The organism is Pseudaquabacterium inlustre (assembly GCF_038066595.1).
In the GTDB taxonomy this organism is placed as follows: Bacteria; Pseudomonadota; Gammaproteobacteria; order Burkholderiales; family Burkholderiaceae_C; genus Pseudaquabacterium; species Pseudaquabacterium inlustre.
In genome coordinates this window covers 13,362-35,647 of sequence record NZ_JBBUTH010000004.1, presented here as the reverse complement: position 1 = coordinate 35,647, position 22,286 = coordinate 13,362, and the positions used below count along the sequence as shown (strand labels likewise).

Below are 22,286 nucleotides of genomic sequence, written 5' to 3'. Positions count from 1 at the left end.
GCGCCAGCGGCTCGTCATCCACCACCAGCACCCGCAGCGGCGCGGGCAGGGCTGCTGCCGCGCTCACAGCGGCACCGCGATGCGGGCATGCCAACGCCCGTCTTCCACCTTGGTGTCCAGCGTGGCGGCCAGGTCGTGCATCAGGTGCAGGCGCTCGCGCACATTGGCCAGCGCCATGCCGGCCCCGGCGGCGCTGCCGGCTTCGGCCTCGTCGGGCAGGGTGTTGATCACCTCCACCTCGGCCATGCCGCGCCGCACCCGCGTGCGCACCAGCACCTTGCCACCGCGCGCCGCCGGCTCCACGCCGTGGCGCACCGCGTTCTCCACCAGCGGCTGCAGCACAAGCGGCGGCACGCGGGCGAAGGCGGCCTCGGGGTCCAGGTCCCAGCGCAGGTCCAGCCGGTCGGCGAAGCGCAGCTTCTCGATGGCCAGGTAGCGCTGCGCCAGGTCGATCTCGTCGTCCAGCGTCACTGCGGCGCCGGTTTCGGCCAGTGCAGCGCGGAACAGGGCCGACAGGTCCTCCAGCACCAGCTCGGCCCGCGCCGGGTCCACCTGCACCAGGGCCAGCGCGGTGTTCAAGGCGTTGAAGAGGAAGTGCGGCCGGATGCGCGACTGCAGCTCCGACAGGCGCGCCCGCGCATCGGCCGGCCGCGCCAGCGCCAGACGCAGGCGGATCCAGGCCCACAGCACGCCGGCCATCGCGGCCCCGGCCAGCGCGGCCACGCTGCCGTTCCAGACGGTGGGCAAGGTCACGCCCAGCGCCAGGGCCAGCGCCCAGCCCGCCAGCGCGGCCAGCGCGCCCAGCAGCCACACGGCCGTCCGCGCCACCGCGCCGCGCCAGCGCGCCAGCGCCGGCTGCAGGCGGCACACCGCCGCCAGCCACAGCAGGCTGCCCAGCAGCGCGGCGCAGGCCGCGCCGCTGAGGTGCAGCACCGCCTCGCGCCAGCCCTGGGCCAGCGGCAGCACCCCCAGGGCCACCGCCCCCTGCACGAACAGCAGCACCCGCAGCGTCGGCCCCGGCTGGCACAGCACGAAGCCACGGCCGCGCGCACCGGCGCGGCCACGCGCCTCGGCCGCATCGCGCTCGGGATCGAAGCTGCTGATCACCTCCTGCTGGTGCGCCGCCTCCAGCGGGTGCGCCGAATCGGGCCAGACGCTGTCGGCCGCATCCGACACCGACGCACCGGCCACAGCGCCGGACGGCGGGCCGGAGGCAGGTGCAGGGGAGGCGGACGGACGCGGCATCGGGCAGCAGGCGGAGCGGCCGGATAATACGGGCCGCAGCGCGCCGTGCCCGAACCGGCCAGCGGCCCAGCCGGCCCTCACCCGGCCGCCGCAACGCGCCCTTCCCCCCATCCAGCCCCGCCTGCGCCGCCCGGCGCCGCCCACCCATGTCCGGCAACCAACTCGACAAGAAATCCCAGGCCTGGTCGGCCCTGTTCTCCGAGCCGATGAGCGAGCTCGTCAAGCGCTACACCGCCAGCGTCGACTTCGACAAGCGCCTGTGGCGTGCCGACATCCAGGGCAGCCTGGCCCACGCCGGCATGCTGGCCGCGCAGGGCATCATCGGCGCGCAGGATCTGGCCGACATCCAGCGCGGCATGGCCCAGATCAGCGCCGAGATCGAAGGCGGCCAGTTCGAGTGGAAGCTCGACCTGGAGGACGTGCACCTGAACATCGAGGCCCGCCTGACCCAGCTGGTGGGTGACGCCGGCAAGCGCCTGCACACCGGCCGCAGCCGCAACGACCAGGTGGCCACCGACGTGCGCCTGTGGCTGCGCGGCGAGATCGATGCGCTGGCCGAGCTGCTGGTGGACATGCAGCGCGCGCTCGTCGGCGTGGCCGAGAAGAACACCGCCACCGTGATGCCCGGCTTCACCCACCTGCAGGTGGCGCAACCGGTGAGCTTTGCGCACCACCTGCTGGCCTATGTGGAGATGTTTGCGCGCGATGCCGAGCGCCTGGCCGATGTGCGCAAGCGCCTGAACCGCCTGCCGCTGGGCGCCGCCGCGCTGGCCGGCACCAGCTACCCGCTGGACCGCGAGGCCGTGGCCCGGGCGCTCGGCTTCGACGCCGTGTGCGAGAACAGCCTGGACGCCGTGAGCGACCGCGACTTCGCGATGGAATTCCTGGCCTGGGCCTCGATCACCATGGTGCACGTCTCGCGCATGGCCGAGGAGATCGTGCTGTGGATGAGCCAGAACTTCGGCTTCATCGACCTGGCCGACCGCTACTGCACCGGCTCGTCGATCATGCCGCAGAAGCGCAACCCCGACGTCGCCGAACTGGCGCGCGGCAAGAGCGGCCGCGTCATCGGCCACCTGATGGGCCTGATCACCCTGATGAAGGGCCAGCCCCTGGCCTACAACAAGGACAACCAGGAAGACAAGGAGCCGCTGTTCGACACCGTGGACACGCTGGCCGGCACCCTGCGCATCATGGCCGAGATGGTGGCCGGCATCACCGTCAAGCCCGCCGCGATGAAGGCGGCCGCCCAGCGCGGCTACGCCACGGCCACTGACCTGGCCGACTACCTGGTGAAGAAGGGCCTGCCCTTCCGCGACGCGCACGAGGTGGTGGCCCACGCCGTCAAGCTGGGCCTGCAGAAGGGCGTCGACCTGTCCGAGCTGTCGCTCGACGAGCTGAAGGCCCTGCACCCGCTGGTGGGTGACGACGCGCCCGAGGTGCTCACGCTGGTGGGCAGCCTGAACGCCCGCAACGTGCGCGGCGGCACGGCGCCAGCCCAGGCGGCGGCCCAGGTGGCGCGTCATCGCGCGCGCCTGGGATAATCACCGGTTCCGCGCCCCTTTTCCGGGGCGCGCCCTGCTTCCGACACCTCGAGCCCACACGCCCCACACCATGGCCCAGTACGTCTTCACGATGAACCGTGTCTCCAAGACGGTTCCCCCCAAGCGCCAGATCCTCAAGGACGTGTCGCTGTCGTTCTTCCCCGGTGCCAAGATCGGCGTGCTGGGCCTGAACGGCTCGGGCAAGTCCACGCTGCTCAAGATCATGGCCGGCCTGGACAAGGAGATCGACGGCGAAGCCGTGCCGATGCCCGGCATCAAGATCGGCTACCTGCCGCAGGAGCCGCTGGTCAACCCCGAGCAGACCGTGCGCGAGGCGGTGGAAGAAGGCATCGGCGGCGTGCTGGCCGCCAAGGCGCGCCTGGAGCAGGTGTATGCCGAATACGCCGACGAGAACGCCGACTTCGACAAGCTGGCCGCCGAACAGGCCGAGCTGGAGGCCATCATCGCCGCCGCCGGCTCCGAGAACACCGACCTGCAACTGGAACTGGCCGCCGACGCGCTGCGCCTGCCGCCCTGGGAGCAGAAGATCGGCGTGCTGTCGGGCGGTGAGAAGCGCCGCGTGGCGCTGTGCCGCCTGCTGCTGTCCAAGCCCGACATGCTGCTGCTGGACGAGCCCACCAACCACCTGGACGCCGAGTCGGTGGAGTGGCTCGAACACTTCCTGCAGCGTTTTCCGGGCACCGTGGTGGCCATCACCCACGACCGCTACTTCCTGGACAACGCCGCCGAGTGGATCCTGGAACTCGACCGCGGCCACGGCATCCCCTGGAAGGGCAACTATTCCGACTGGCTGGACCAGAAGGAAAAGCGCCTGGAAAGCGAACAGAAGGCCGAGGACGCCCGCGCCAAGGCCATGAAGGAAGAACTGAAGTGGGTGCGCAGCAATGCCAAGGGCCGCCAGGCCAAGAGCAAGGCGCGCCTGGCCCGCTTCGAGGAACTGAGCGACGTCGATTACCAGCGCCGCAACGAGACCAACGAGATCTTCATTCCCGTGGCCGAGCGCCTGGGCAACGAGGTCATCGAGTTCGTCAACGTCACGAAGAGCTTCGGTGACCGCGTGCTGATCGACGACCTGAGTTTCAAGGTGCCCGCGGGCGCCATCGTCGGCATCATCGGCCCCAACGGCGCCGGCAAGTCGACGCTGTTCCGCATGATCCAGGGCGTCGAGCAGCCCGATGCCGGCGAGGTCAAGATCGGCAAGACCGCCAAGCTGGCCTTCGTCGACCAGAGCCGCGAAGGCCTGGCCGGCGACAAGACCGTGTGGGAAGACGTCTCGGGCGGCCTGGACAACATCGTGGTCGGCAAGTTCACGATGCCCAGCCGCGCCTACATCGGCCGCTTCAACTTCAAGGGCAACGACCAGCAGAAGCTGGTGGGCAGCCTGTCGGGCGGTGAGCGCGGCCGCCTGCACCTGGCCAAGACCCTGGCCCAGGGCGGCAACGTGCTGATGCTCGACGAACCGTCGAACGACCTCGACGTGGAAACCCTGCGCGCGCTGGAAGAAGCCATGCTGGAGTTCGCCGGCTCGGCCATGGTGATCTCCCACGACCGCTGGTTCCTCGACCGCATCTGCACCCACATCCTGGCCTGCGAAGGCGACTCGAAGTGGTTCTTCTTCGACGGCAACTACCAGGAGTACGAGGCCGACAAGAAGAAGCGCCTGGGCGAGGAAGGTGCGCGTCCGCACCGCCTGCGCTTCAAGAACATCAAGTGAGGGCACGGCGCCGCTGGCGCCACCCAAACCGCCATTGATCGCATCGCTGGCCCTGGCGCCAGCGGGGCATCGCGGCGCGGCCGCACAATCGTCAGGACGCTCCACTGTGGAACCCTGCCGATGTCCTTCACGCACCCGCAAGCCGTCTGGCGCCTTTCGGCGCTGGCCACCGCCACCGTTGCCGCGCTGATGGCCGGCTGCGCGCAGCTGCCCGCCGGCACCGGCACCCCTGCGGCGGCCGGCACGGCGGCCGCAGCGGCGCCCCAGCAGGCCGCCCCGGCCCCTGCCCCCGCCGCCACACCAGCGGCGACTTCGCGACCGGCTGCCGCCGCGCCCGCACCGGCCCGCGCGGCCAGCGGCGCCGCTCCGGCCGGTGCCACACCGGCCGCTGCCGCCCCGCCGGCCCCCGGCCAGCCGCCGGCCTTCGCCACCGTCATCAAGGACGCCACCGAGGTCAAGGGCCTGTTCACGGCCTGGCGCAAGGACGAGAAGGTCTGGCTGGAGCTGCGGCCCGAGGACTTCGACAAGCCCTTCTTCCTGTCGCCCAAGCTGACCAGCGGCATCGGCGAGTCGATGTTCTTCGGCGGCCTGATGCTGCCCTCCCCGCGCCTGGTGCAGTGGAAGCGCGTGCACAACGTGGTGCGCCTGGAAGCCATCAACACCCAGCAGATCGCCCAGGCCGGCACGCCCGAGGCGCGCGCGGTGGCCAGTGCCATCTCGCCCAGCCTGCTGGGCAGCATCCCGGTGGCCAGCGCGGCGCACCCCGAGCGCAAGTCGGTGCTGATCGACGGCGCCGCCATCTTCGTGGGCGACATGCTGGGCCTGGGCGCCACGCTGCAGCGCACCTACCGCCAGAGCTACAGCTTCGACGGTCGCAACTCGGCCGTGCTGGGCCTGCGCGGCAAGCCCGACCTGCTGGTGCTGGAGGTGCAGAACCACTACGCCTCGCCGGTCATCGCCGTGCCGCAGCCGGGCACGCCGCCCGGCGCGCCGGTGCCCACCACGCCGCGCGGCCTGATGGATGCGCGCAGCCTGTTCCTGGGCATCCACTACTCGCTGGCCCGCCTGCCCGAGCAGCCGATGGCCGCCCGCGTGGCCGATCCGCGCGTGGGCTACTTCCTGTCCACCACCGACGACTTCAGCGACGACCTGGCGCGCTCGCCGCGCAAGCGCATCGTCAACCGCTGGCGCCTGGAGAAGAAGGACCCGGCCGCCGCCGTGTCCGAGCCGGTCAAGCCCATCACCTACTGGCTGGACCGCAACATCCCGGTCAAGTACCGCGAGGTCATCACCGCCGGCGTGCTGGAGTGGAACAAGGCCTTCGAGAAGGCCGGCTTCAAGAACGCCATCGAGGTCAAGCAGCAGCCCGACGATGCCGACTGGGACACGCTGGACGCCGGCATCGCCTCGGTGCGCTGGATGGTCAACCGCGACCCGGTGTTCGGTGCCATCGGCCCGTCCCACGTCGACCCGCGCAGCGGCGAGATCCTGGACGCCGACATCGGCATGGAAAGCCTGTCCTCGCGCAACGTCCGCGCCGCGCGGGCGCGCATCCTGGGCGCGGCCAGCGGCCCGGCCGAGTGGGCGCAGCTGATGCAGGTGGCCCAGGCGCCGACCGACAGCGCCAGCCTGCACGACCACCTGGCCTGCGCCCACGGCGACCACGCGGCCGAACAACTGGGCTTCGCGCTCGACGTGCTGGCCGCCCGCGGCGACCTGGACCCCGACAGCCCCGAGGCCCAGGCGTTCGTGCTGGCCTACCTGAAGGACACCACGATGCACGAGGTGGGCCACACGCTGGGCCTGCGGCACAACTTCCGCGCCTCGCGCATCTTCAGCGACAAGCAGGTCGCCGACCCGGCCTTCACCAAGGACCACGCCTTCACCGGCTCGGTGATGGAGTACGCGCCGGTGAACCTGCCGGCCCCGGGCGAGCCGGCGGCCGCGCCGTTCCAGGTGACGCTGGGCCCGTACGACTACTGGGCCATCGAGTACGCCTACAAGCCCATCGCCACCGCCGACGAGAAGGCCGAACTGCAGCGCATCGCCGGCCGCAGCGGCGAGCGTGACCTGGCCTACGGCACCGACGAGGACAACCTGCTCGGCATCGACCCCGATGCGCTGCAGATGGACCTGGGCGACGACCCGATCGCCTTTGCCAAGCGCCGCTTCGACATCGTGGCCGACCTGCTCAAGCGCCAGGAGACGCGCCAGCTCAAGCCCGACGAGGATTTCGCCGGCCTGCGCCGCTCGGTGTCGTACGCGCTGCGCGATGCCGGACGCGCCGCCGGCGTGCTGCTGCGCCAGGTGGGTGGGGTGCGCACGCTGCGCGACTTCGCGAACACCGGGCGCGACCCGCTGCAACCGGTGCCGGCCGAGACCCAGCGCGCCGCGCTCACGCTGCTGAGCCAGCGCGTGCTGGCGGCCAACGCCTTCCCGGTCAGCCCGGCGCTGCAGCGCCGCCTGGCGCCCGACTACCTGGAACGCCAGGAGAACCTGGCGGCCACGCCCACCGAGTTCCCGCTCGGCCAGAACGTGCTGGACATGCAGCGCGCCCTGCTCAACCGCCTGATGAGCGACGACCTGGCCCGCCGCGTGCTGGACAACGAGGCCAAGGTCGACCAGCCCGCGCAGGCCCTGCACCTGCGCGACCTGTACCAGCAGCTCGAGGCCGACGTCTGGAGCGAGCTGGCGGCCAGCGGCAGCGCCGCCGAGATCGGCGCCACGCGCCGCGATCTGCAGCGCGAGCACCTGAACCGCCTGACCGCACTCGTCATCAAGCCCGGCCTGCTGGCCCGCGCCGATGCGCGTGCCCTGGTGCGCAGCCAGGCCACCGCGCTGCTGGCCCGCATCGAGCGCGCCAGCCGCCGCAACGGCCTGGGCACCGAGACCCGCGCGCACCTGCAGGACAGCGCCGAGTCGCTGCGCAGCGCGCTGGCCGCGAAGATGGAGCGCACCGGCGCATGAGCGCCGACGCGTCGGTCGCGGTGGCGCCGGCCATCGGCTGGCGCGCCTGGCTGCGCGGGCTCAAGCCGCTCACGCTGGGCTGGGTGATCGGCCTGGCGGTGGTGGGTGCGGCGCTGCTGAACCCGATTTTCAAGCCCTCGTTCCTCGAACTCACCGGCCGCACGGTCTTCGTCGCGCTGACCAGCCTGCTGGCCTTCAGCGCCGCGGGCCACTGGCAACCCAGGGGGCTGCCGCGCCAGGTGCCGCGCTGGCTGGTGCAGTCGCTGGCGCTGGCGCTGGCCGCGCCGCTGGCCACGCTGGTGGTGTACCTGGTGTCCACGCGCGGCGACTTCCGGGCCTTCGTCACCAACGAGGCGCGGCTGTTCGGCTTCCTGTGGATCTCGGTGCCCGCCATCCTGGTGGGCCTGGTGCTGGCGCTGGGCTCGCTGCTGCGCGAGCGCGAGGCCCAGGCCCGCACGCTGCAGCTGCAGCTCGACCTGCACCAGGCCGAGCTGGCGCGCCAGGCCGTGGACGCCCGCCTGGCGCTGCTGACCGCGCAGATCGAGCCGCACTTCCTGTTCAACACCCTGGCCAATGTGCAGGCCCTGGTGGAAACCGGCTCGCCGCGCGCCCCCGAGGTGCTGCGCAGCCTGATCGCCTACCTGCGCGCCGCCCTGCCCCGGCTGCACGAGGACGGCGGCCTGCCGGCGCTGGCCAATGAGCTGACCCTGGTGCGCGCCTACCTCGAGCTGATGCACCTGCGCATGCCCGACCGCCTGCAGTTCACCGTGCAGGCCGAGGACGGCGTGGAGACCGCGCGCTTTCCGGCCATGGCCCTGCTGACCCTGGTGGAGAACGCCGTGCGCCACGGCATCGACCCCGCCGAGGACGGCGGTCGCATCGAGGTGCAGGCCCGCCGCGCGGCCGACGGCGCCCTGCTGCTGCGCGTGACCGACACCGGCGTGGGCATGGCCGCCACTGCCGCGCCGGGCACCGGCCTGGCCAACCTGCGCGAGCGCCTGGCCAGCGTGTACGGCCCCGCCGCGCGGCTGGAGCTGGCCGAGGTGGCGCCGCACGGCGTGTGCGCCGAGATCCGCGTGCCGCAAGCCGCCTGACGCGCGCACGCCCTGCTCCGCCCGCCTTCGCCTGCCTTCGCCCGCCATGCCGCCCACCTGCCTGATCGCCGACGACGAACCGCTGCTGCGCGAGCACCTGGCCAGCCACCTGGCGCGGCTGTGGCCCGAGCTGCAGGTGCAGGCCCAGGCACGCAACGGCCGCGAGGCGGTGGCCCTGTGCGCCCAGCATCGGCCCGACATCGTGTTCCTGGATGTGCACATGCCCGGCCTGAGCGGCGTGGACGCCGCCCGCGCCATCCGCGAGGCCGAGGCCGCCGCACGCGCCAGCCACGGCGCGGGCGGCACGGGTGGCGCGGTCACGTCATGCGCACTGCTGGTCTTCGTCACCGCCTACGAGCAGTACGCGGTGCAGGCCTTCGAGCAGGGGGCGGTCGACTACCTGGTCAAGCCCTTCGAGGCCGCGCGCCTGGCCGACACCGTGGGCCGCTTGCGCGAGCGGCTGGCCGCCACGCCCGCGGCCGCCGGGCCGGGCGAGGCGCCTGCCGCCGGCACCGGTGAAGACGGCGACGACGGCTCGGGGCGCATCGACGCCGTGCTGGCGCGCCTGGCCGCGCGGCTGCAGCATGCCAACGGCCGCGCCTGGCTGCAGTGGATCAAGGCGTCGGTGGGCAACGCCGTGCGCCTGATCCCGGTGGACGAGGTGATCTACCTGCGCTCGGACGAGAAGTACACGCTGGTGGTCTGGCAGGGCGGCGAGGCGCTGATCCGCAAGCCGATCCGCGAACTGGTGGACGAGCTCGACCCCGAGTGCTTCGCCCAGGTGCACCGCTCGGTGATCGTGAACCTGCGCGCCATCGCCCAGGTGGTGCGCGGTGCCAACGACACCGCCGACGTGCACCTGCGCGGCCGGCCCGAGACCCTGCCGGTCAGCCGCAGCTTCCTGCACCTGTTCAGGCAGATGTAGCGCCGTCGCCGGGACCGCCCGGCGCCGCGGCCTGGACATGTTGCAGCCACTGCAGCAGGGTGTCGGCCAGGTCGGCGCGGCTGAAGCTGCAGCTCTCCTCGCCGAACATCGCGCTGGCCTCCAGCGGGGCCAGCAGCTTCTCCAGCACCGCGGCATAGCGCGGCGGCAGGCCCGGCCAGGCGGCCGCGGCGGCGCGCCACTGCGCCACCAGGGCATGCACGTCCAGCGTGCCGGCACGCAGCGCGTCGATCGATGCGGCCAGGGTCGGATTCGGGTTCGGGTTCGGCGTCATGGGGCCGCATCCTTCCACAACCAGGCCGCCCCGCGCACGCCCGAGGCATCACCGTGCTGCGCCGGCAGCAGGCGCGTGCGCACCGGCTCGCGCAGCCCGCCCGAGAACACCCAGCGGTCCCACAGCGCCGGTACCGCCTGGTAGGTGGCGGCCATGCGCGACAGCCCACCGCCCAGCACGATGACTTCGGGGTCCAGCAGGTTGATCACGCCGGCCAGCGCACGCGCCAGCCGCTGGTGCCAACGCGCCAGCGTGGCCTGGGCGGCGGCGTCACCCGCCTCGGCCGCCGCGGCGATCTGCTGGGCGCTGAGCGCGCCGCCGTGCCGGCGCGCATGGTCGGCCGCCAGGCCCGGGCCGCTGACCAGCGTCTCCACGCAGCCCTGCTGCCCGCAGTAGCAGGGCAGGCAGGGCTCGTCGGCCGGCGCCCAGGGCAAGGGGTTGTGGCCCCACTCGCCGGCCAGGCGATTGGGACCCACCAGCACCCGGCCATCGACCACGATGCCCGCCCCGGTGCCGGTGCCCAGGATGGCCGCGAACACCACGCCGGCGCCCTGCCCGGCGCCATCGGTGGCCTCCGACAGGGCCAGGCAGTTGGCATCGTTGGCGATGCGCACCGGCTGGCCCAGCCGGGCGTGCAGGTCCTCGGCCAGCGCACGGCCGTTCAGGCACTGGGTGTTGGCGTTCTTGATGCGGCCATCGGCCGTCAGGCTGCCCGGCGTGCCCAGGCCGATGCTGCAGCCTGCTGGCGACACCGCCCGGGCGCCGGCCACCAGGCCCGCGATGGCCGCCAGCATCTCGGCGTAGTCGGCCGATGGCGAGGGCCGGCGTTCGCGCCACAGCGCGCGGCCGTCGGGCGCCAGCAGCACCGCCTCGATCTTGGTGCCGCCGACGTCGATGCCCAGTGCGGGCAGGCCGGCCGGCATGGCGGCGGCCTCGGGGGCCGAGCCCGTCGCCGGGGTGACACGGGCCGACCCAGGCCCGGTGGAAGCTGCTGCGGACATCACGGCAAGCAGGGTATCAGCACTGCTCCAATTCAAGACATCGGGCGCCCGGCCGATGCAGCCCCAAGACCGGCGCGGCACACGGCCGCGACGGCATTGGTAGGAGACGTCTGAATGATTCCTGGCATGCAAACCTCGATCCGTGGCCGCCTGTGGGGCGGCTGCGGCCTGTTGCTGGCCCTGCTGGTGGGCGTGGCGGCGGTCGGTGCGGCGGCCCTGCAGCGCAATGGCTCGCAGGTGCAGCAGATCGTCGAGGTGAACAACCGGCGCGCCGAGCTCGCGCACCAGCTGCTGAACGGCATCAACGGCATGGCCATCCAGGCCCGCTCGATCACGCTGCTGACCGACCTGAAGGAGATCGATGCCGAGATGGCGCTGCTGACCAAGTTCCGCGACGCCTACGAGCGCAGCGCCAAGGCGCTGGCCGAGGCCTCGGCCGACGGCAGCGACGAGGACCGCAAGCTGGTGGCCGAGGTGGCCGCGCTGGCCGCCAAGGCCATCCCGCTGGTGCAGCAGGCGGCCAAGCAGGGCCAGGACGGCGCCAACATCGAGGCCACGCTGACCCTCACCACGCACCTGCGCCCGGTGGAGCAGGCCTGGCGCGGCAAGGTGGAGGCCCTGGTTGCGCGCCAGGCCAAGGCCAGCGACGAGGCCGCGCAGGCCGTGCAGGCCGCCACCCGCTGGACGCTGGGGCTGGAAGCCGCACTGGTGGCCGCCGCGCTGGGCGTGGGCGTGCTGGTGGCCTGGCGCGTCAGCGCCGGCATCCAGCAGCCGCTGGGCGAGGCCATCACGGTGGCCGAGCGCATCGCCGAAGGCCGGCTCGACAACCCGATCGACCACCGCCGCCAGGACGAGCTGGGCCGGCTGCTGCAGGCCATCGCCGCGATGCAGACCCGCCTGGCCACGCTGGTGACCGACATCCGCCACACCGCCGACAGCATCCAGACTGCCAGCGCCGAGGTGGCGGGCGGCAACGCCGACCTGAGCCACCGCACCGAGCAGGCCGCCGGCAATCTGCAGCAGACGGCCAGCGCCATGGAGGAGATGACCGGCACGGTGCGCCAGAGCGCCGAATCGGCCGCCCAGGCCAACCAGCTGGCCAGCTCCGCCGCCAGCGTGGCACGCCGCGGCGGCGACATGGTGCAGCAGGTGGTCAGCACCATGGACGAGATCCACACCAGCAGCAAGAAGATCGCCGACATCATCGGCACCATCGACGGCATCGCCTTCCAGACCAACATCCTGGCGCTGAACGCGGCGGTGGAAGCCGCCCGCGCCGGCGAGCAGGGCCGCGGCTTCGCGGTGGTGGCCGGTGAAGTGCGCACGCTGGCGCAGCGCAGCGCCACGGCGGCGCGCGAGATCAAGGGCCTGATCGGCACCAGCGTCGACAAGGTGGAAACCGGCGCGCGCCTGGTGGGCGATGCCGGCCAGACCATGCGCGAGATCGTCGACAGCGTGCAGCGCGTGTCGGACATCATCGGCGAGATCTCGGCCGCCACGCGCGAGCAGAGCGGCGGCCTGAGCGAGGTGAACGCCGCCGTCACCCAGCTTGACGGCGTGACGCAGCAGAACGCCGCGCTGGTGGAGCAGAGCGCCGCCGCCGCCGAGAGCCTGAAGGATCAGGCCGGCCGGCTGACGCAGCTGGTGGGCACGTTCAGGGTGTGATCGGCTCGGTGCGCGCGATCAGCCAGTCCAGCGCCGCGCCGCTCACCTTGGGCGCCAGGCGTTCGCGCACCGTGGCGTGGTAGGCGTTGAGCCAGGCCACCTCGTCGGCGCGCAGCAGGCTGCGGTCGATGCAGCGTGTGTCGATCGGGCACAGCGTCAGCGTCTCGAACTCCAGCATCTCGCCGAAAGCGCCCTGCTCGGGCGTGGCGGCCACGCGGTTCATCACCAGGTTCTCGATGCGGATGCCCCACTGGCCCGAGCGGTACAGCCCCGGCTCGATCGAGGTGATCATGCCCGGCTCCATGGCCATCTGCGGCTCGGGCACGGTCTTGCTGATGCTCTGCGGGCCCTCGTGCACGGCCAGGAAATAGCCCACGCCATGGCCGGTGCCGTGGCCGTAGTCCAGCCCGTGTTCCCACAGCGGCGCGCGGGCGATGGCGTCGAGCATCGGGCTCAACGTGCCGCGCGGGAAACGCGCACGTGACAGCGCCATCGTGCCCTTGAGCACCAGCGTGTAGTCGCGCTGTTGCGCCGCACTCACCTGGCCGATCGGCCACACGCGGGTGATGTCGGTGGTGCCGCCCAGGTACTGGCCACCCGAGTCGATCAGCAGCAGGCCGTCACCCTCGATCCAGGCATAGGCGCTGGGCAGCGCGCGGTAGTGCGGCAGCGCGCCATTGGCATTGAAGCCGGCGATGGTGGAAAAGCTCAGGCCCTTGAAGCCGGGGCGCTGGGCGCGCTCGGCGCTGAGCTTCTCGTCGATGGTCAGCTCGCTGATGCGCTCGCCACGCGCCAGCGCGGCCTCGAACCAGGCATAGAACGCGCACATCGCCGCACCGTCTTCGGCCATGGCCTCGCGGATGTGGGTGGCCTCGACCTCACCCTTGCGGCTCTTGGCCAGCGTGCTGGGGTTGATGGCCTCGATCACCTTCACGCCGGCCGGCACCTGCTGGCGGAAACCCAGCGTGATGCGGCGCGGATCGATCAGCAGCACCGCATCGGCCGGCAGCGCGCGCAGCGCCGCCGCCGCGGCCTCGTAGGGCGCCAGCGCGATGCCGTCGGCGGCCAGCGCCGCGGCCAGCGCGGCCGGCACCTTGCCACCGTCGTCACCCTGGCCGACGAACAGCGTCGCCCCGGTCAGCGTGACCAGCAGGTGGGCCAGGAACACCGGGTTGTAGTCGACGTCGGAACCACGCAGCTGGGTGATCCAGGCCACGTCGTCGACGGTGGACACGAAGTGGTGCGTGCCACCCTGCGCCGCCACGGCCTCGCGTACGCGGGCCAGGCGCGCGGCGCGTTGCTCGGGCGCGTAGGGCGCTTCGTGGGCGTACACGCCGGCCTGCGGCAGCGCCGGTCGGTCGGGCCACACGGTGTTCATCAGGTCGGTGTCGGTGCGCAGCTGCACGCCCGCGGCATCCAGCGCGCTGCCCAGCAGCTTGGCCGCGGCCAGGCCCAGCACGTCGCCATCGACGCACACCATGCCGCCGCGCGGCGTGTGGCGGGCCAGCCAGTCGATGTGGTGCGTGGCCGCGCCGGTGGGGATCTTCACCAGCGCGATGCCGCTGCCCAGCAGCTCGCGCTCGGCCTGCTCCCAGTAGCGGCTGTCGGCGAACAGCGCGGCCTCGTCGCGCGTGACCACCAGCGTGCCCATCGAGCCGGTGAAGCCCGACAGCCACTCGCGCGCCTGCCAGCGGCCGGGCAGGTATTCCGACAGGTGCGGGTCGGCGCTGGGCACCAGCAGGGCATGGGCGCCATGGGCGGCGAGCGCGTCGCGCACGCGCTGCACGCGTTCACGGGCGGGGTGGGTGCGGGTGTCCATCGTGAGGCTCCGGCGGGATCGGCGGCAGGCCGGGTGGGCCTGCACCGTGGTGAGGGAGCGACGATTCTAGGAGCCGCCCCGCACACGTGACGGCACCATGACGCATGGTCACGCCGTGAACTGCATGGCGATGGCCCGCCTTGTCACGCGCTGGGGGACACCCCGGCCGCTACAATGGGTTCGTGCCGGCGCCACCAGTCACGCGGGCACAGTCGATCCGACCTTCACATCGACCTTGCGGCCTCTTCCGACTGGAGCCCTCGGCAACGAGCGGTTGCGAGGCCGACCGATGCGCCCCACCCCTCCCCGGGGCCACACCCCCTCACCGATGAAATTCACCGATCTCGGCTTGGCCGAGCCGTTGCTGCGCGCCGTGCACGAACAGGGCTACGACGCACCCACCCCCATCCAGGCGCAAGCCATCCCCGCCGTGCTGAAGGGCGGCGACCTGCTCGCCGGCGCCCAGACCGGCACCGGCAAGACCGCCGGTTTCACGCTGCCGCTGCTGCAGCGCCTGTCGGTCGACAAGCCGGTGCGCGACGCCCGCGGCCGCGCCATGATCCGCGCGCTGATCCTCACCCCCACCCGCGAACTCGCGGCCCAGGTGGAGGAGAGCGTGCGCACCTACGGCAAGTACCTGCCGCTCAAGAGCATGGTGATGTTCGGCGGCGTGGGCATGCAGCCGCAGATCGACCGCCTGCGCCAGGGCGTGGACATCCTGGTGGCCACCCCCGGCCGCCTGCTGGACCACCACGGCCAGGGCACGCTGGACCTCAGCAAGATCGAGATCCTGGTGCTCGACGAAGCCGACCGCATGCTCGACATGGGCTTCATCCACGACATCAAGAAGGTGCTGGCCGTGCTGCCGCCCAAGCGCCAGAACCTGCTGTTCTCGGCCACCTTCTCCGATGACATCAAGGCCCTGGCCGACCGCCTGCTGAACCAGCCGGCGCTGATCGAGGTGGCCCGCCGCAACCAGACCAACGACGCCATCGCGCAGAAGATCCACCCGGTCGCGCGCGACAAGAAGAAGGAACTGCTGGCGCACCTGATCCGCGAGGGCGACTGGCACCAGGTGCTGGTGTTCACGCGCATGAAGCACGGCGCCAACCGCCTGGCCGAGTACCTGAACGACCGCGGCATCGGCGCCATGGCCATCCACGGCAACAAGAGCCAGGGCGCGCGCACCAAGGCGCTCAGCGAGTTCAAGAGCGGCGAGCTGCCGGTGCTGGTGGCCACCGACATCGCGGCGCGCGGCATCGACATCGACCAGTTGCCGCACGTGGTGAACTTCGAGCTGCCCAACGTGCCGGAAGACTATGTGCACCGCATCGGCCGCACCGGCCGAGCCGGCGCGCAGGGCGAGGCCATCAGCCTGGTGTGCCTGGACGAGGAGATCTTCCTCAAGGACATCGAGAAGCTGATCAAGCGCCAGATCCCGCGCGAGCCGATCCCCGGTTTCGAGGCCCCGGCCGACGAGCGTGCCGAGCCCATCGTGCTGGGCCGCATGACCATCGGTGTGGGCGGCACCAAGCGCAACCCCGGCGGCGGCATGGGCCGGCCCGGTGGTGGTGGTGGCCGTCCGGGCGGCGGCGGTGGCGGTGGCCACCGTGGTGCCCAGGGCGGTGGCCGCGGTCCCGGTGGCGGTTCGGGCGGTGGCTCGGGCGGCGGCCAGGGCCGTCCGGCGCCGCAAGGCGGTCGCGGTCCGGCGCCTCAGGGCGGCCGCGGCCCGGCCCCGCAAGGCCAGCCGCGCCAGGCGCAGGGCCAGGGCGGTGGCCGTCCGGCCCAGGGCAGCGGTGGCGGCCAGGGCGGTGGTGGCCAGGGCGGCCAGCGCAGCGGCGCCGGCGGCCTGGTGTCGCGCCTGACCCAGCCCAAGCGCTGAGCCCCGCAGGCGCGCCGCCACCGGCCATGCACCGCCCTGCCCCGCACCCCCTGCGGCGTGTGGCCGTGGCCGGTGCCAGCGGCCTGGTGGGCCGGGCCCTGCTGCACAGCCTGGCGGCCGATGCCCAGGTGCAGGCGGTGCATGCCGTGCTGCGCCGCGCACCGGGCCCGGGCGTGCTGCCCGAGGCCAAGACCCGGGCGGTCTTCGCCGATCCGGCCGGCCTGGGCCAACCCGGGGCCCCGGCGCTGCCGGCCATCGACGCCGCGTTCTGCGCGCTGGGCACCACCATCCAGGTGGCCGGCTCGCAGGCTGCCTTCCGCGCGGTCGACCTCGACGCCGTGCTGGCCTTTGCCCGGGCCGCCCGCGACGCGGGTGCGCAGCGCCTGGGCGTGGTGTCGGCGCTCGGCGCCGATGCGGCCTCGTCGGTGTTCTACAACCGCGTCAAGGGCGAGGCCGAGGCCGCGCTCACCGCGGTGGGCTGGCCGCGCCTGGTGATCGCGCGGCCGTCGCTGCTGCTGGGCGACCGCGGCCCGCTGGGCCAGCCTTCACGCCCGGCTGAACGCCTGGCGCAGGCCGTGACACCGGCCATCGGCTGGCTGCTGCCCGCCCGCCTGCGGCCGATCCGCGCCGACGTGGTGGCCCACGCCCTGCACCGCGCGCTGGCCGCCGATGGTGCGGCCGTGCAGATCCTCGAATCCGACGCCCTGCAGCGCCTGGGCGCCTGACAGCCCGCAAGCGCGAGCAGGTCCCGCCGCGGGTCGGTCGCAGGTCAGTCGCGGTGTCCGCACACCGTGCAGTGCTTCTGGCGCGGCATGCGGATCTCGGTCCACTCCATCGTGCGCGCGTCCAGCATCTGCAGCCGGCCGGCCAGCGAACTGCCGATGCCGGCCAGCAGCTTCAAGGCCTCGGCCGCCTGCATGGTGCCGATGATGCCCACCAGCGGTGCGAACACGCCCATCGTGGCGCAGCGCACCTCCTCGAACGTGGCCTCGGCCGGGAACACGCAGTGGTAGCACGGTGCCTCGGCGCGCCGCGTGTCGTAGACCGAGATCTGGCCGTCGAAGCCGATGGCCGCGCCCGAGACCAGCGGCTTGCCCGCGGCCACGCAGGCCGCGTTGACCGCATGGCGGGTCTGGAAGTTGTCGCTGCAGTCCAGCACCACATCGGCCGCGGCCACCGCCTCGGCCAGGAAGGCGGCATCGGCGCGCTGCACCACCGGACGCACCTGCACGTCGGGGTTGATGGCGGCGATGGTCTCGCGCGCCGACTCGGCCTTCGGGTGGCCCACCCGCGCCAGGTTGTGCGCGATCTGGCGCTGCAGGTTGGTGACGTCCACCGTGTCGTGGTCCACCAGCGTGATGCGGCCCACGCCGGCCGTGCCCAGGTACAGCGCCACCGGCGAGCCCAGGCCGCCCGCGCCGATCACCAGCGCATGGCCCTCGAGGATCCGGGTCTGGCCCTCGATGCCGATCTCGTCGAGCAGGATGTGGCGCGAGTAGCGCAGCAGTTGGTCGTCGTTCATGGTGGCGCGCAGCATAGCGCCATGAATGACAAAGGCCCGCCGAGGCGGGCCTTGAATCAATGCGGATCGGAGCGTCGCAGCCCAGCGCCGGGCCGCTCCCAAGCGGGCCGTCCCCACGGTCAGCCTGGCATGGCTGACCGCTTCGCCAGGCACAAGCCGTCCTCAGGACGCCTTGTGTCCGGGCTCAGCCCGCCCGGCGGGTGCTTCAATCACTGCTTGTCTTCATCGAGCGCTGCCTTGCGCTCCGACAGCGTCTTGCTCACCGCCACCGGCTTGCCCTTGAGCTGGTTCAGCGCCTGCACCAGCGGCCAGTCCTCGGTGCTGCCGAACTCGGGCAGCGGCTTGGGCGGCTCCTTGGTCTTGGCCGAGAGCTCCTCAAGCTTCTTGCGCGCCTCTTCGCGCGCCTTCTCGCGGGCCTCGTCCTTGACCTCGGCTTCCTTGCCGTTGCCCAGGTGCTTCTCGAGGTCGGCCTCGCGCATGCGCAGCGCGGCGAAGACATTGCCCTCGGAGGTCTCGTCGATCCACAGGTCGGGCACGATGCCCTTGGCCTGGATGCTGCGGCCGCTGGGCGTGTAGTAGCGCGCGGTGGTGATCTTCAGCGCCGTCTCGGCCGACAGCGGGCGCACGGTCTGCACCGAGCCCTTGCCGAAGGTCTGCGCGCCCATGATGGTGGCGCGCTTGTGGTCCTGCAGCGCGCCGGCCACGATCTCGCTGGCCGAGGCCGAGCCTTCGTTCACCAGCACCACCAGCGGCACGCTCTTCAGCGCGGCCGGCAGCTTCTTCAGCGGGTCGCTGGTGCCGCGGCGGGCGTAGTACTCGGGCGATGCCTTGAAAGTGGCGCGGCTCTCGGCGATCTGGCCGTTGGTGCTGACCACCGTGACGTCACTGGGCAGGAAGGCCGCCGACAGCGCCACCGCGCCTTCGAGCAGGCCGCCGGGGTCGTTGCGCAGGTCCAGCACCAGGCCCTTCAGGTGCGGCTCGGACTTGTAGATCTCTTCGAGCTTGCGGGCGAAGTCCTCGACCGTGCGGTCCTGGAACTGGCTCACGCGCACCCAGGCGTAGCCCGGCTCGATGACCTTGGCGCGCACGCTCTGCACGCGGATCTCCTCGCGCGTGATGGTCACCGGGAAGCTGCGGTTCTCGAGCTTGCGGAAGATCGTGAGCACCACCTTGGTGTTGGGCTCGCCGCGCATCTTCTTGACGGCCTGGTCCATGCTCAGGCCCTTGACCGCGGTGTCGTCGATCTTGGTCACCAGGTCACCGGGCTTCAGGCCGGCGCGGAAGGCCGGCGAGCCCTCGATCGGCGAGACCACCTTGACCAGGCCGTCTTCCATACCGATCTCGATGCCCACGCCGACGAACTTGCCGGTGGTGCCCTCGCGGAATTCCTTGAAGGTCTTCTTGTCGAAGTAGACCGAGTGCGGATCGAGCCCGGCCACCATGCCGCCGATGGCGTCTGAGATGAGCTTCTTCTCGTCGACCGGTTCGACGTAGTCGCTCTTGATCATGCCGAACACGGCGGCCAGCTGCTGCAGTTCTTCCAGCGGCAGGGGCGCCAGCGAGCTGCGGGCGTTGGCCTGCAACTGCATCGTGGTGAGCGCTCCGGCCAGCGCACCCAGCGCCAACAGCCCCGCCACCTTCAATTTGCCCGTCATCTTGCCCGCCTTGGCCGGGTTGCGGCCTGCCAACGAATGGATACGCGGTCAGTATAAGACCGCCCTTTTTCCACGGAGTGAAGACTGGCGTGAAAGTTGCACCGTGAATGCGGTCGTTTTCTCGGGCGATCTCCCCAGACGGATGAAGCGGTCTCAGCAACCCAGCCGGTCGGCCAGTTCGGCCAGGCTGGCCACCACATGCTGCGGCTCGCCGCGCGGTGCCACCGGCGGTGGCAGCTCGGGGCGGCGCACCCAGGCCGCCTGCAGGCCGGCGGCCAGCGCGCCATCCACATCGGTGCCGCCGTCGTCGCCCACGTGCAGGGTCTCGTGCGCGGCGCAGCCCGCGCGGGCGCAGGCCGCCGCAAAGGCCTCGGGCGCCGGCTTGCCCACGCCCAGTTCCAGCGCGCTGACCGTGGCCTGGAAGAAGCCGCTGATGGCCGGCATGCGGCGCACGTCGGCATTGCCGTTGGACAGCGCCACGATCGGAAAGCGCGCCGCCAGCCGGGCCAGCGCCGGCACCACGTCGTCGAACAGGTCCACCTGCTGGCGCGCGGCCATGAACACGTCGAAGGCCGGCTCGGCCAGCGCGGGGTCGTCGCCGGCGGCGGCCAGGGCGCGGCGGATGCTCTCGCGGCGCATGGCGCTGAGGTCATGCGCCAGGTGCGCCAGGTCGCGCGCCACGGCGGCACGGATCTCGCGCAGCGCGGCCAGGTCATGCGCGGCGTGGGTGGCCGGGGCATGCGCGCGCATCCAGTCGTGCAGCTGCGCCTCGGCGCGGCGGATGGCCGGCCACACCGGCCACAGCGTGTCGTCCAGGTCGAGCGTGATCGCACGCAGGTTCACGGGGCGGCCCCTCTTTCGCAATTCGACAAAACGGGGCCGGATGCTAGCCCTGCACGCCATTCACCCGTCGCCGCAGGGCGTTAAGCTGCCACCATGACCGATCCGAAGCCCGATCCCCGCCACCTGGGTGAACTGACCGCCCGCAACTTCCCCACGGCCGAGCAGGACGCGCAGGCCGCGCAGCCGCCCTCGCTGTACGACGGCCCCGAGAGCGCCTACCGCCTGGCCTTCACCGACACCGAGTTCCTGCTGCGCGAGGAACTGCGCCCGGTGCGCATGCAGCTCGAGCTGCTCAAGCCCGAGATGATCCAGAAGGAGCTGGGCATCGAGTCGACGATCGTGATCTTCGGCTCGGCGCGCATCCTGCCGCGCGATGTGGCCCAGGCCCGCGTGGCCGCTGCGCGCGCGGCCGGCGACGCCCAGGCGCTGCAGCGTGCCGAGGCCGCGCTGGCGATGAGCGACTACTACGAGGCGGCGCGCGAGTTCGCGGCCCTGGTCACCGAGCGATCGCGCGCGCACGACACGCCGATCTACGTGGTCACCGGCGGCGGCCCCGGCATCATGGAGGCCGGCAACCGCGGCGCGCACGAGGTGGGTGGCAAGAGCATCGGCCTGAACATCGTGCTGCCGCACGAGCAGCAGCCCAACCCGTACATCACGCCGGAGCTGTGCTTCCAGTTCCACTACTTCGCGCTGCGCAAGATGCACTTCGTGATGCGCAGCATCGCGCTGGTGTGCTTCCCGGGCGGCTTCGGCACGCTGGACGAGCTGTTCGAGACCATGACGCTGATCCAGACCGGCAAGAGCCGCAAGCGGCCGATCCTGCTGTTCGGGCGCGCATTCTGGGAGAAGCTGGTGAACTTCCAGCACCTGGTGGACACCGGCATGATCAGCCCGGGCGACCTGGGCCTGTTCCACTTCGTCGAGACGGCCGAGGAAGCCTGGGGCGTGCTGGCCGCGCACTACGGCTTCGACAGCGCCGCCGATCAGGACGAGCGCTCCGCGGGCGCGGCCTGATGCGTGGGTGGCCGGCGCGCCACTACCATCGCGCACCATGAACACCCCCCACCTGCCGGTCAGCCTGATCGGCGCACCCACCGACATCGGCGCCGGCAGCCGCGGCGCCAGCATGGGCCCCGAGGCGCTGCGCGTGGCGCAGATCGGTCCCATCCTGCAAAGCCACGGCCTGGAAGTGGCCGACCGCGGCAACCTGGCCGGCCCGTCCAACCCCTGGCTGCCCCCGGTGGACGGCTACCGCCACCTGGCCGAGGTGACGGCCTGGAACCGCGCCGTGCACGACGCCGTGCATGCCGAGCTGGCGCTGGGGCGCCTGCCCATCCTGCTGGGCGGAGACCATTGCCTCGGCCTGGGCAGCATCAGCGCCGTGGCGCGCCACTGCCGCGAAGACGGCAAGAAGCTGCGCGTGCTGTGGCTCGATGCCCATGCCGACTTCAACACCAACGTGCTCACGCCCAGCGGCAACCTGCACGGCATGCCGGTGGCCTGCCTGTGCGGCCACGGCCCGCAGCAGTTGATCGAGATCGGCGGCCAGGTGCCGGCCATCAGCCCGAAGTGGGTGCGGCAGATCGGCATCCGCTCGGTCGATGCCGGCGAGAAGCGCTTCGTGCACCAGATGGGGCTGGAAGTCTTCGACATGCGCTTCATCGACGAGCACGGCATGCGCCACGCGATGGAACTGGCCCTGGCCACGCTGGACGCCAACACCCACCTGCACGTGAGCTTCGACGTCGACTTCCTCGACCCCGACATCGCGCCCGGCGTGGGCACCACGGTGCGCGGCGGCCCCAGCTACCGCGAGGCCCAGCTGTGCATGGAGATGATCGCCGACACCGGCCGCCTGGCCAGCCTGGACGTGATGGAGCTCAACCCGGCGCTCGACGTGCGCAACCAGACCGCCGAGCTGGCGGTGGACCTGATCGAGAGCCTGTTCGGCAAGAGCACGCTGATGCGCGACCGCGGCTGAGCTGCGCGTGGCCGGCGATGGCTCCCCGCCACGCCGGCGCATGGCTCCTGTGGGCGATGGCGCCGGCCGGCCGGCTGGCGACGATGACGGACCGTTCCACTTCCGTGCACCGT

The 22,286-nt window shown here is 72.1% G+C and carries 17 protein-coding genes; 10 read left to right on the top strand and 7 right to left on the bottom strand.

Annotated elements, in window-relative coordinates; genetic code table 11:
- Window positions 1–63: 63 nt before the first annotated feature.
- A complete protein-coding gene (locus AACH10_RS08285) occupies window positions 64–1,245 on the bottom strand; it encodes a sensor histidine kinase (protein WP_341409919.1) in 1,182 nt (393 codons plus the stop codon).
- A gap of 146 nt (window positions 1,246–1,391) precedes the next feature.
- Between AACH10_RS08285 and argH the strand changes: the two genes are divergently transcribed.
- The 5 genes from argH (at window position 1,392) to AACH10_RS08260 (ending at window position 9,510) form a co-directional block, all read left to right on the top strand.
- Window positions 1,392–2,789: an argininosuccinate lyase gene (gene argH, locus AACH10_RS08280; protein WP_341409918.1), complete on the top strand. Its 1,398-nt coding sequence runs from the start codon at window positions 1,392–1,394 to the stop codon at window positions 2,787–2,789.
- A gap of 70 nt (window positions 2,790–2,859) precedes the next feature.
- On the top strand, window positions 2,860–4,524 hold the full coding sequence (gene ettA, locus AACH10_RS08275) for an energy-dependent translational throttle protein EttA (RefSeq protein ID WP_341409917.1): 1,665 nt from the start codon (window positions 2,860–2,862) through the stop codon (window positions 4,522–4,524).
- A 120-nt stretch (window positions 4,525–4,644) separates the two neighbouring features.
- A complete protein-coding gene (locus tag AACH10_RS08270) occupies window positions 4,645–7,491 on the top strand; it encodes a zinc-dependent metalloprotease (RefSeq protein WP_341409916.1) in 2,847 nt (948 codons plus the stop codon).
- Complete coding sequence (locus tag AACH10_RS08265) at window positions 7,488–8,585, top strand: sensor histidine kinase (protein ID WP_341409915.1); 1,098 nt, start codon at window positions 7,488–7,490, stop codon at window positions 8,583–8,585. The genes AACH10_RS08270 and AACH10_RS08265 overlap by 4 nt, the downstream gene beginning before the upstream one ends.
- A gap of 46 nt (window positions 8,586–8,631) precedes the next feature.
- Entirely contained in the window at window positions 8,632–9,510 is an 879-nt protein-coding gene (locus AACH10_RS08260) for a LytR/AlgR family response regulator transcription factor (protein WP_341409914.1), read from the top strand.
- On the opposite strand, the gene AACH10_RS08255 is transcribed toward AACH10_RS08260, so the two are convergent.
- Both AACH10_RS08255 and AACH10_RS08250 read right to left on the bottom strand, forming a co-directional pair.
- The gene (locus AACH10_RS08255) at window positions 9,497–9,802 is read right to left on the bottom strand and encodes a hypothetical protein (protein WP_341409913.1); all 306 of its coding nucleotides are present in this window, start codon (window positions 9,800–9,802) and stop codon (window positions 9,497–9,499) included. The genes AACH10_RS08260 and AACH10_RS08255 overlap by 14 nt on opposite strands.
- Window positions 9,799–10,725: an ROK family protein gene (locus AACH10_RS08250; RefSeq protein WP_341409912.1), complete on the bottom strand. Its 927-nt coding sequence runs from the start codon at window positions 10,723–10,725 to the stop codon at window positions 9,799–9,801. The genes AACH10_RS08255 and AACH10_RS08250 overlap by 4 nt, the downstream gene beginning before the upstream one ends.
- Before the next feature lie 204 nt (window positions 10,726–10,929).
- Here AACH10_RS08250 and AACH10_RS08245 point away from each other — a divergent pair, with 204 nt between their 5' ends.
- A complete protein-coding gene (locus AACH10_RS08245) occupies window positions 10,930–12,468 on the top strand; it encodes a methyl-accepting chemotaxis protein (RefSeq protein ID WP_341409911.1) in 1,539 nt (512 codons plus the stop codon).
- Here the strand turns inward: AACH10_RS08245 and AACH10_RS08240 are convergent.
- Complete coding sequence (locus tag AACH10_RS08240; RefSeq protein WP_341409910.1) at window positions 12,458–14,287, bottom strand: M24 family metallopeptidase; 1,830 nt, start codon at window positions 14,285–14,287, stop codon at window positions 12,458–12,460. The two genes, AACH10_RS08245 and AACH10_RS08240, sit on opposite strands and share 11 nt — an antisense overlap.
- A gap of 328 nt (window positions 14,288–14,615) precedes the next feature.
- Between AACH10_RS08240 and AACH10_RS08235 the strand changes: the two genes are divergently transcribed.
- Window positions 14,616–16,169 carry a DEAD/DEAH box helicase gene (locus tag AACH10_RS08235; protein WP_341409909.1) on the top strand — a complete coding sequence of 518 codons (1,554 nt, stop codon included), beginning with the start codon at window positions 14,616–14,618 and terminating at the stop codon, window positions 16,167–16,169.
- Between the two features lie 26 nt (window positions 16,170–16,195).
- Window positions 16,196–16,894, top strand: a complete 699-nt coding sequence (locus AACH10_RS08230; protein WP_341409908.1) for an NAD(P)H-binding protein — start codon at window positions 16,196–16,198, stop codon at window positions 16,892–16,894.
- A gap of 44 nt (window positions 16,895–16,938) precedes the next feature.
- Here the strand turns inward: AACH10_RS08230 and AACH10_RS08225 are convergent, their stop codons facing one another.
- From AACH10_RS08225 to AACH10_RS08215, 3 genes are all read right to left on the bottom strand, one after another.
- Complete coding sequence (locus AACH10_RS08225) at window positions 16,939–17,691, bottom strand: HesA/MoeB/ThiF family protein (protein ID WP_341409907.1); 753 nt, start codon at window positions 17,689–17,691, stop codon at window positions 16,939–16,941.
- Between the two features lie 209 nt (window positions 17,692–17,900).
- A complete protein-coding gene (locus AACH10_RS08220; RefSeq protein WP_341409906.1) occupies window positions 17,901–19,346 on the bottom strand; it encodes a S41 family peptidase in 1,446 nt (481 codons plus the stop codon).
- A 153-nt stretch (window positions 19,347–19,499) separates the two neighbouring features.
- Window positions 19,500–20,189 carry an HAD family hydrolase gene (locus tag AACH10_RS08215; protein WP_341409905.1) on the bottom strand — a complete coding sequence of 230 codons (690 nt, stop codon included), beginning with the start codon at window positions 20,187–20,189 and terminating at the stop codon, window positions 19,500–19,502.
- A 93-nt stretch (window positions 20,190–20,282) separates the two neighbouring features.
- On the opposite strand from AACH10_RS08215, the gene AACH10_RS08210 reads away from it, so the two are divergent.
- Window positions 20,283–21,206, top strand: a complete 924-nt coding sequence (locus AACH10_RS08210; protein WP_341409904.1) for an LOG family protein — start codon at window positions 20,283–20,285, stop codon at window positions 21,204–21,206.
- 37 nt (window positions 21,207–21,243) lie between these two features.
- Window positions 21,244–22,173: an arginase gene (gene rocF, locus AACH10_RS08205; RefSeq protein ID WP_341409903.1), complete on the top strand. Its 930-nt coding sequence runs from the start codon at window positions 21,244–21,246 to the stop codon at window positions 22,171–22,173.
- The last annotated feature ends 113 nt before the right edge of the window (window positions 22,174–22,286 follow it).

Bases quoted from the DNA above. Each gene is read 5' to 3' on its own strand.
- AACH10_RS08255 (WP_341409913.1), bottom strand. From the start codon at position 9,802: ATGACGCCGAACCCGAACCCGAATCCGACCCTGGCCGCATCGATCGAC.
- argH (WP_341409918.1), top strand. From the start codon at position 1,392: ATGTCCGGCAACCAACTCGACAAGAAATCCCAGGCCTGGTCGGCCCTG.
- ettA (WP_341409917.1), top strand. From the start codon at position 2,860: ATGGCCCAGTACGTCTTCACGATGAACCGTGTCTCCAAGACGGTTCCC.
- AACH10_RS08210 (WP_341409904.1), top strand. From the start codon at position 20,283: ATGACCGATCCGAAGCCCGATCCCCGCCACCTGGGTGAACTGACCGCC.
- AACH10_RS08270 (WP_341409916.1), top strand. From the start codon at position 4,645: ATGTCCTTCACGCACCCGCAAGCCGTCTGGCGCCTTTCGGCGCTGGCC.
- AACH10_RS08230 (WP_341409908.1), top strand. From the start codon at position 16,196: ATGCACCGCCCTGCCCCGCACCCCCTGCGGCGTGTGGCCGTGGCCGGT.
- AACH10_RS08245 (WP_341409911.1), top strand. From the start codon at position 10,930: ATGCAAACCTCGATCCGTGGCCGCCTGTGGGGCGGCTGCGGCCTGTTG.
- AACH10_RS08220 (WP_341409906.1), bottom strand. From the start codon at position 19,346: ATGACGGGCAAATTGAAGGTGGCGGGGCTGTTGGCGCTGGGTGCGCTG.
- AACH10_RS08260 (WP_341409914.1), top strand. From the start codon at position 8,632: ATGCCGCCCACCTGCCTGATCGCCGACGACGAACCGCTGCTGCGCGAG.
- AACH10_RS08240 (WP_341409910.1), bottom strand. From the start codon at position 14,287: ATGGACACCCGCACCCACCCCGCCCGTGAACGCGTGCAGCGCGTGCGC.
- AACH10_RS08285 (WP_341409919.1), bottom strand. From the start codon at position 1,245: ATGCCGCGTCCGTCCGCCTCCCCTGCACCTGCCTCCGGCCCGCCGTCC.
- AACH10_RS08225 (WP_341409907.1), bottom strand. From the start codon at position 17,691: ATGAACGACGACCAACTGCTGCGCTACTCGCGCCACATCCTGCTCGAC.
- rocF (WP_341409903.1), top strand. From the start codon at position 21,244: ATGAACACCCCCCACCTGCCGGTCAGCCTGATCGGCGCACCCACCGAC.
- AACH10_RS08265 (WP_341409915.1), top strand. From the start codon at position 7,488: ATGAGCGCCGACGCGTCGGTCGCGGTGGCGCCGGCCATCGGCTGGCGC.
- AACH10_RS08250 (WP_341409912.1), bottom strand. From the start codon at position 10,725: ATGCCGGCCGGCCTGCCCGCACTGGGCATCGACGTCGGCGGCACCAAG.
- AACH10_RS08235 (WP_341409909.1), top strand. From the start codon at position 14,616: ATGAAATTCACCGATCTCGGCTTGGCCGAGCCGTTGCTGCGCGCCGTG.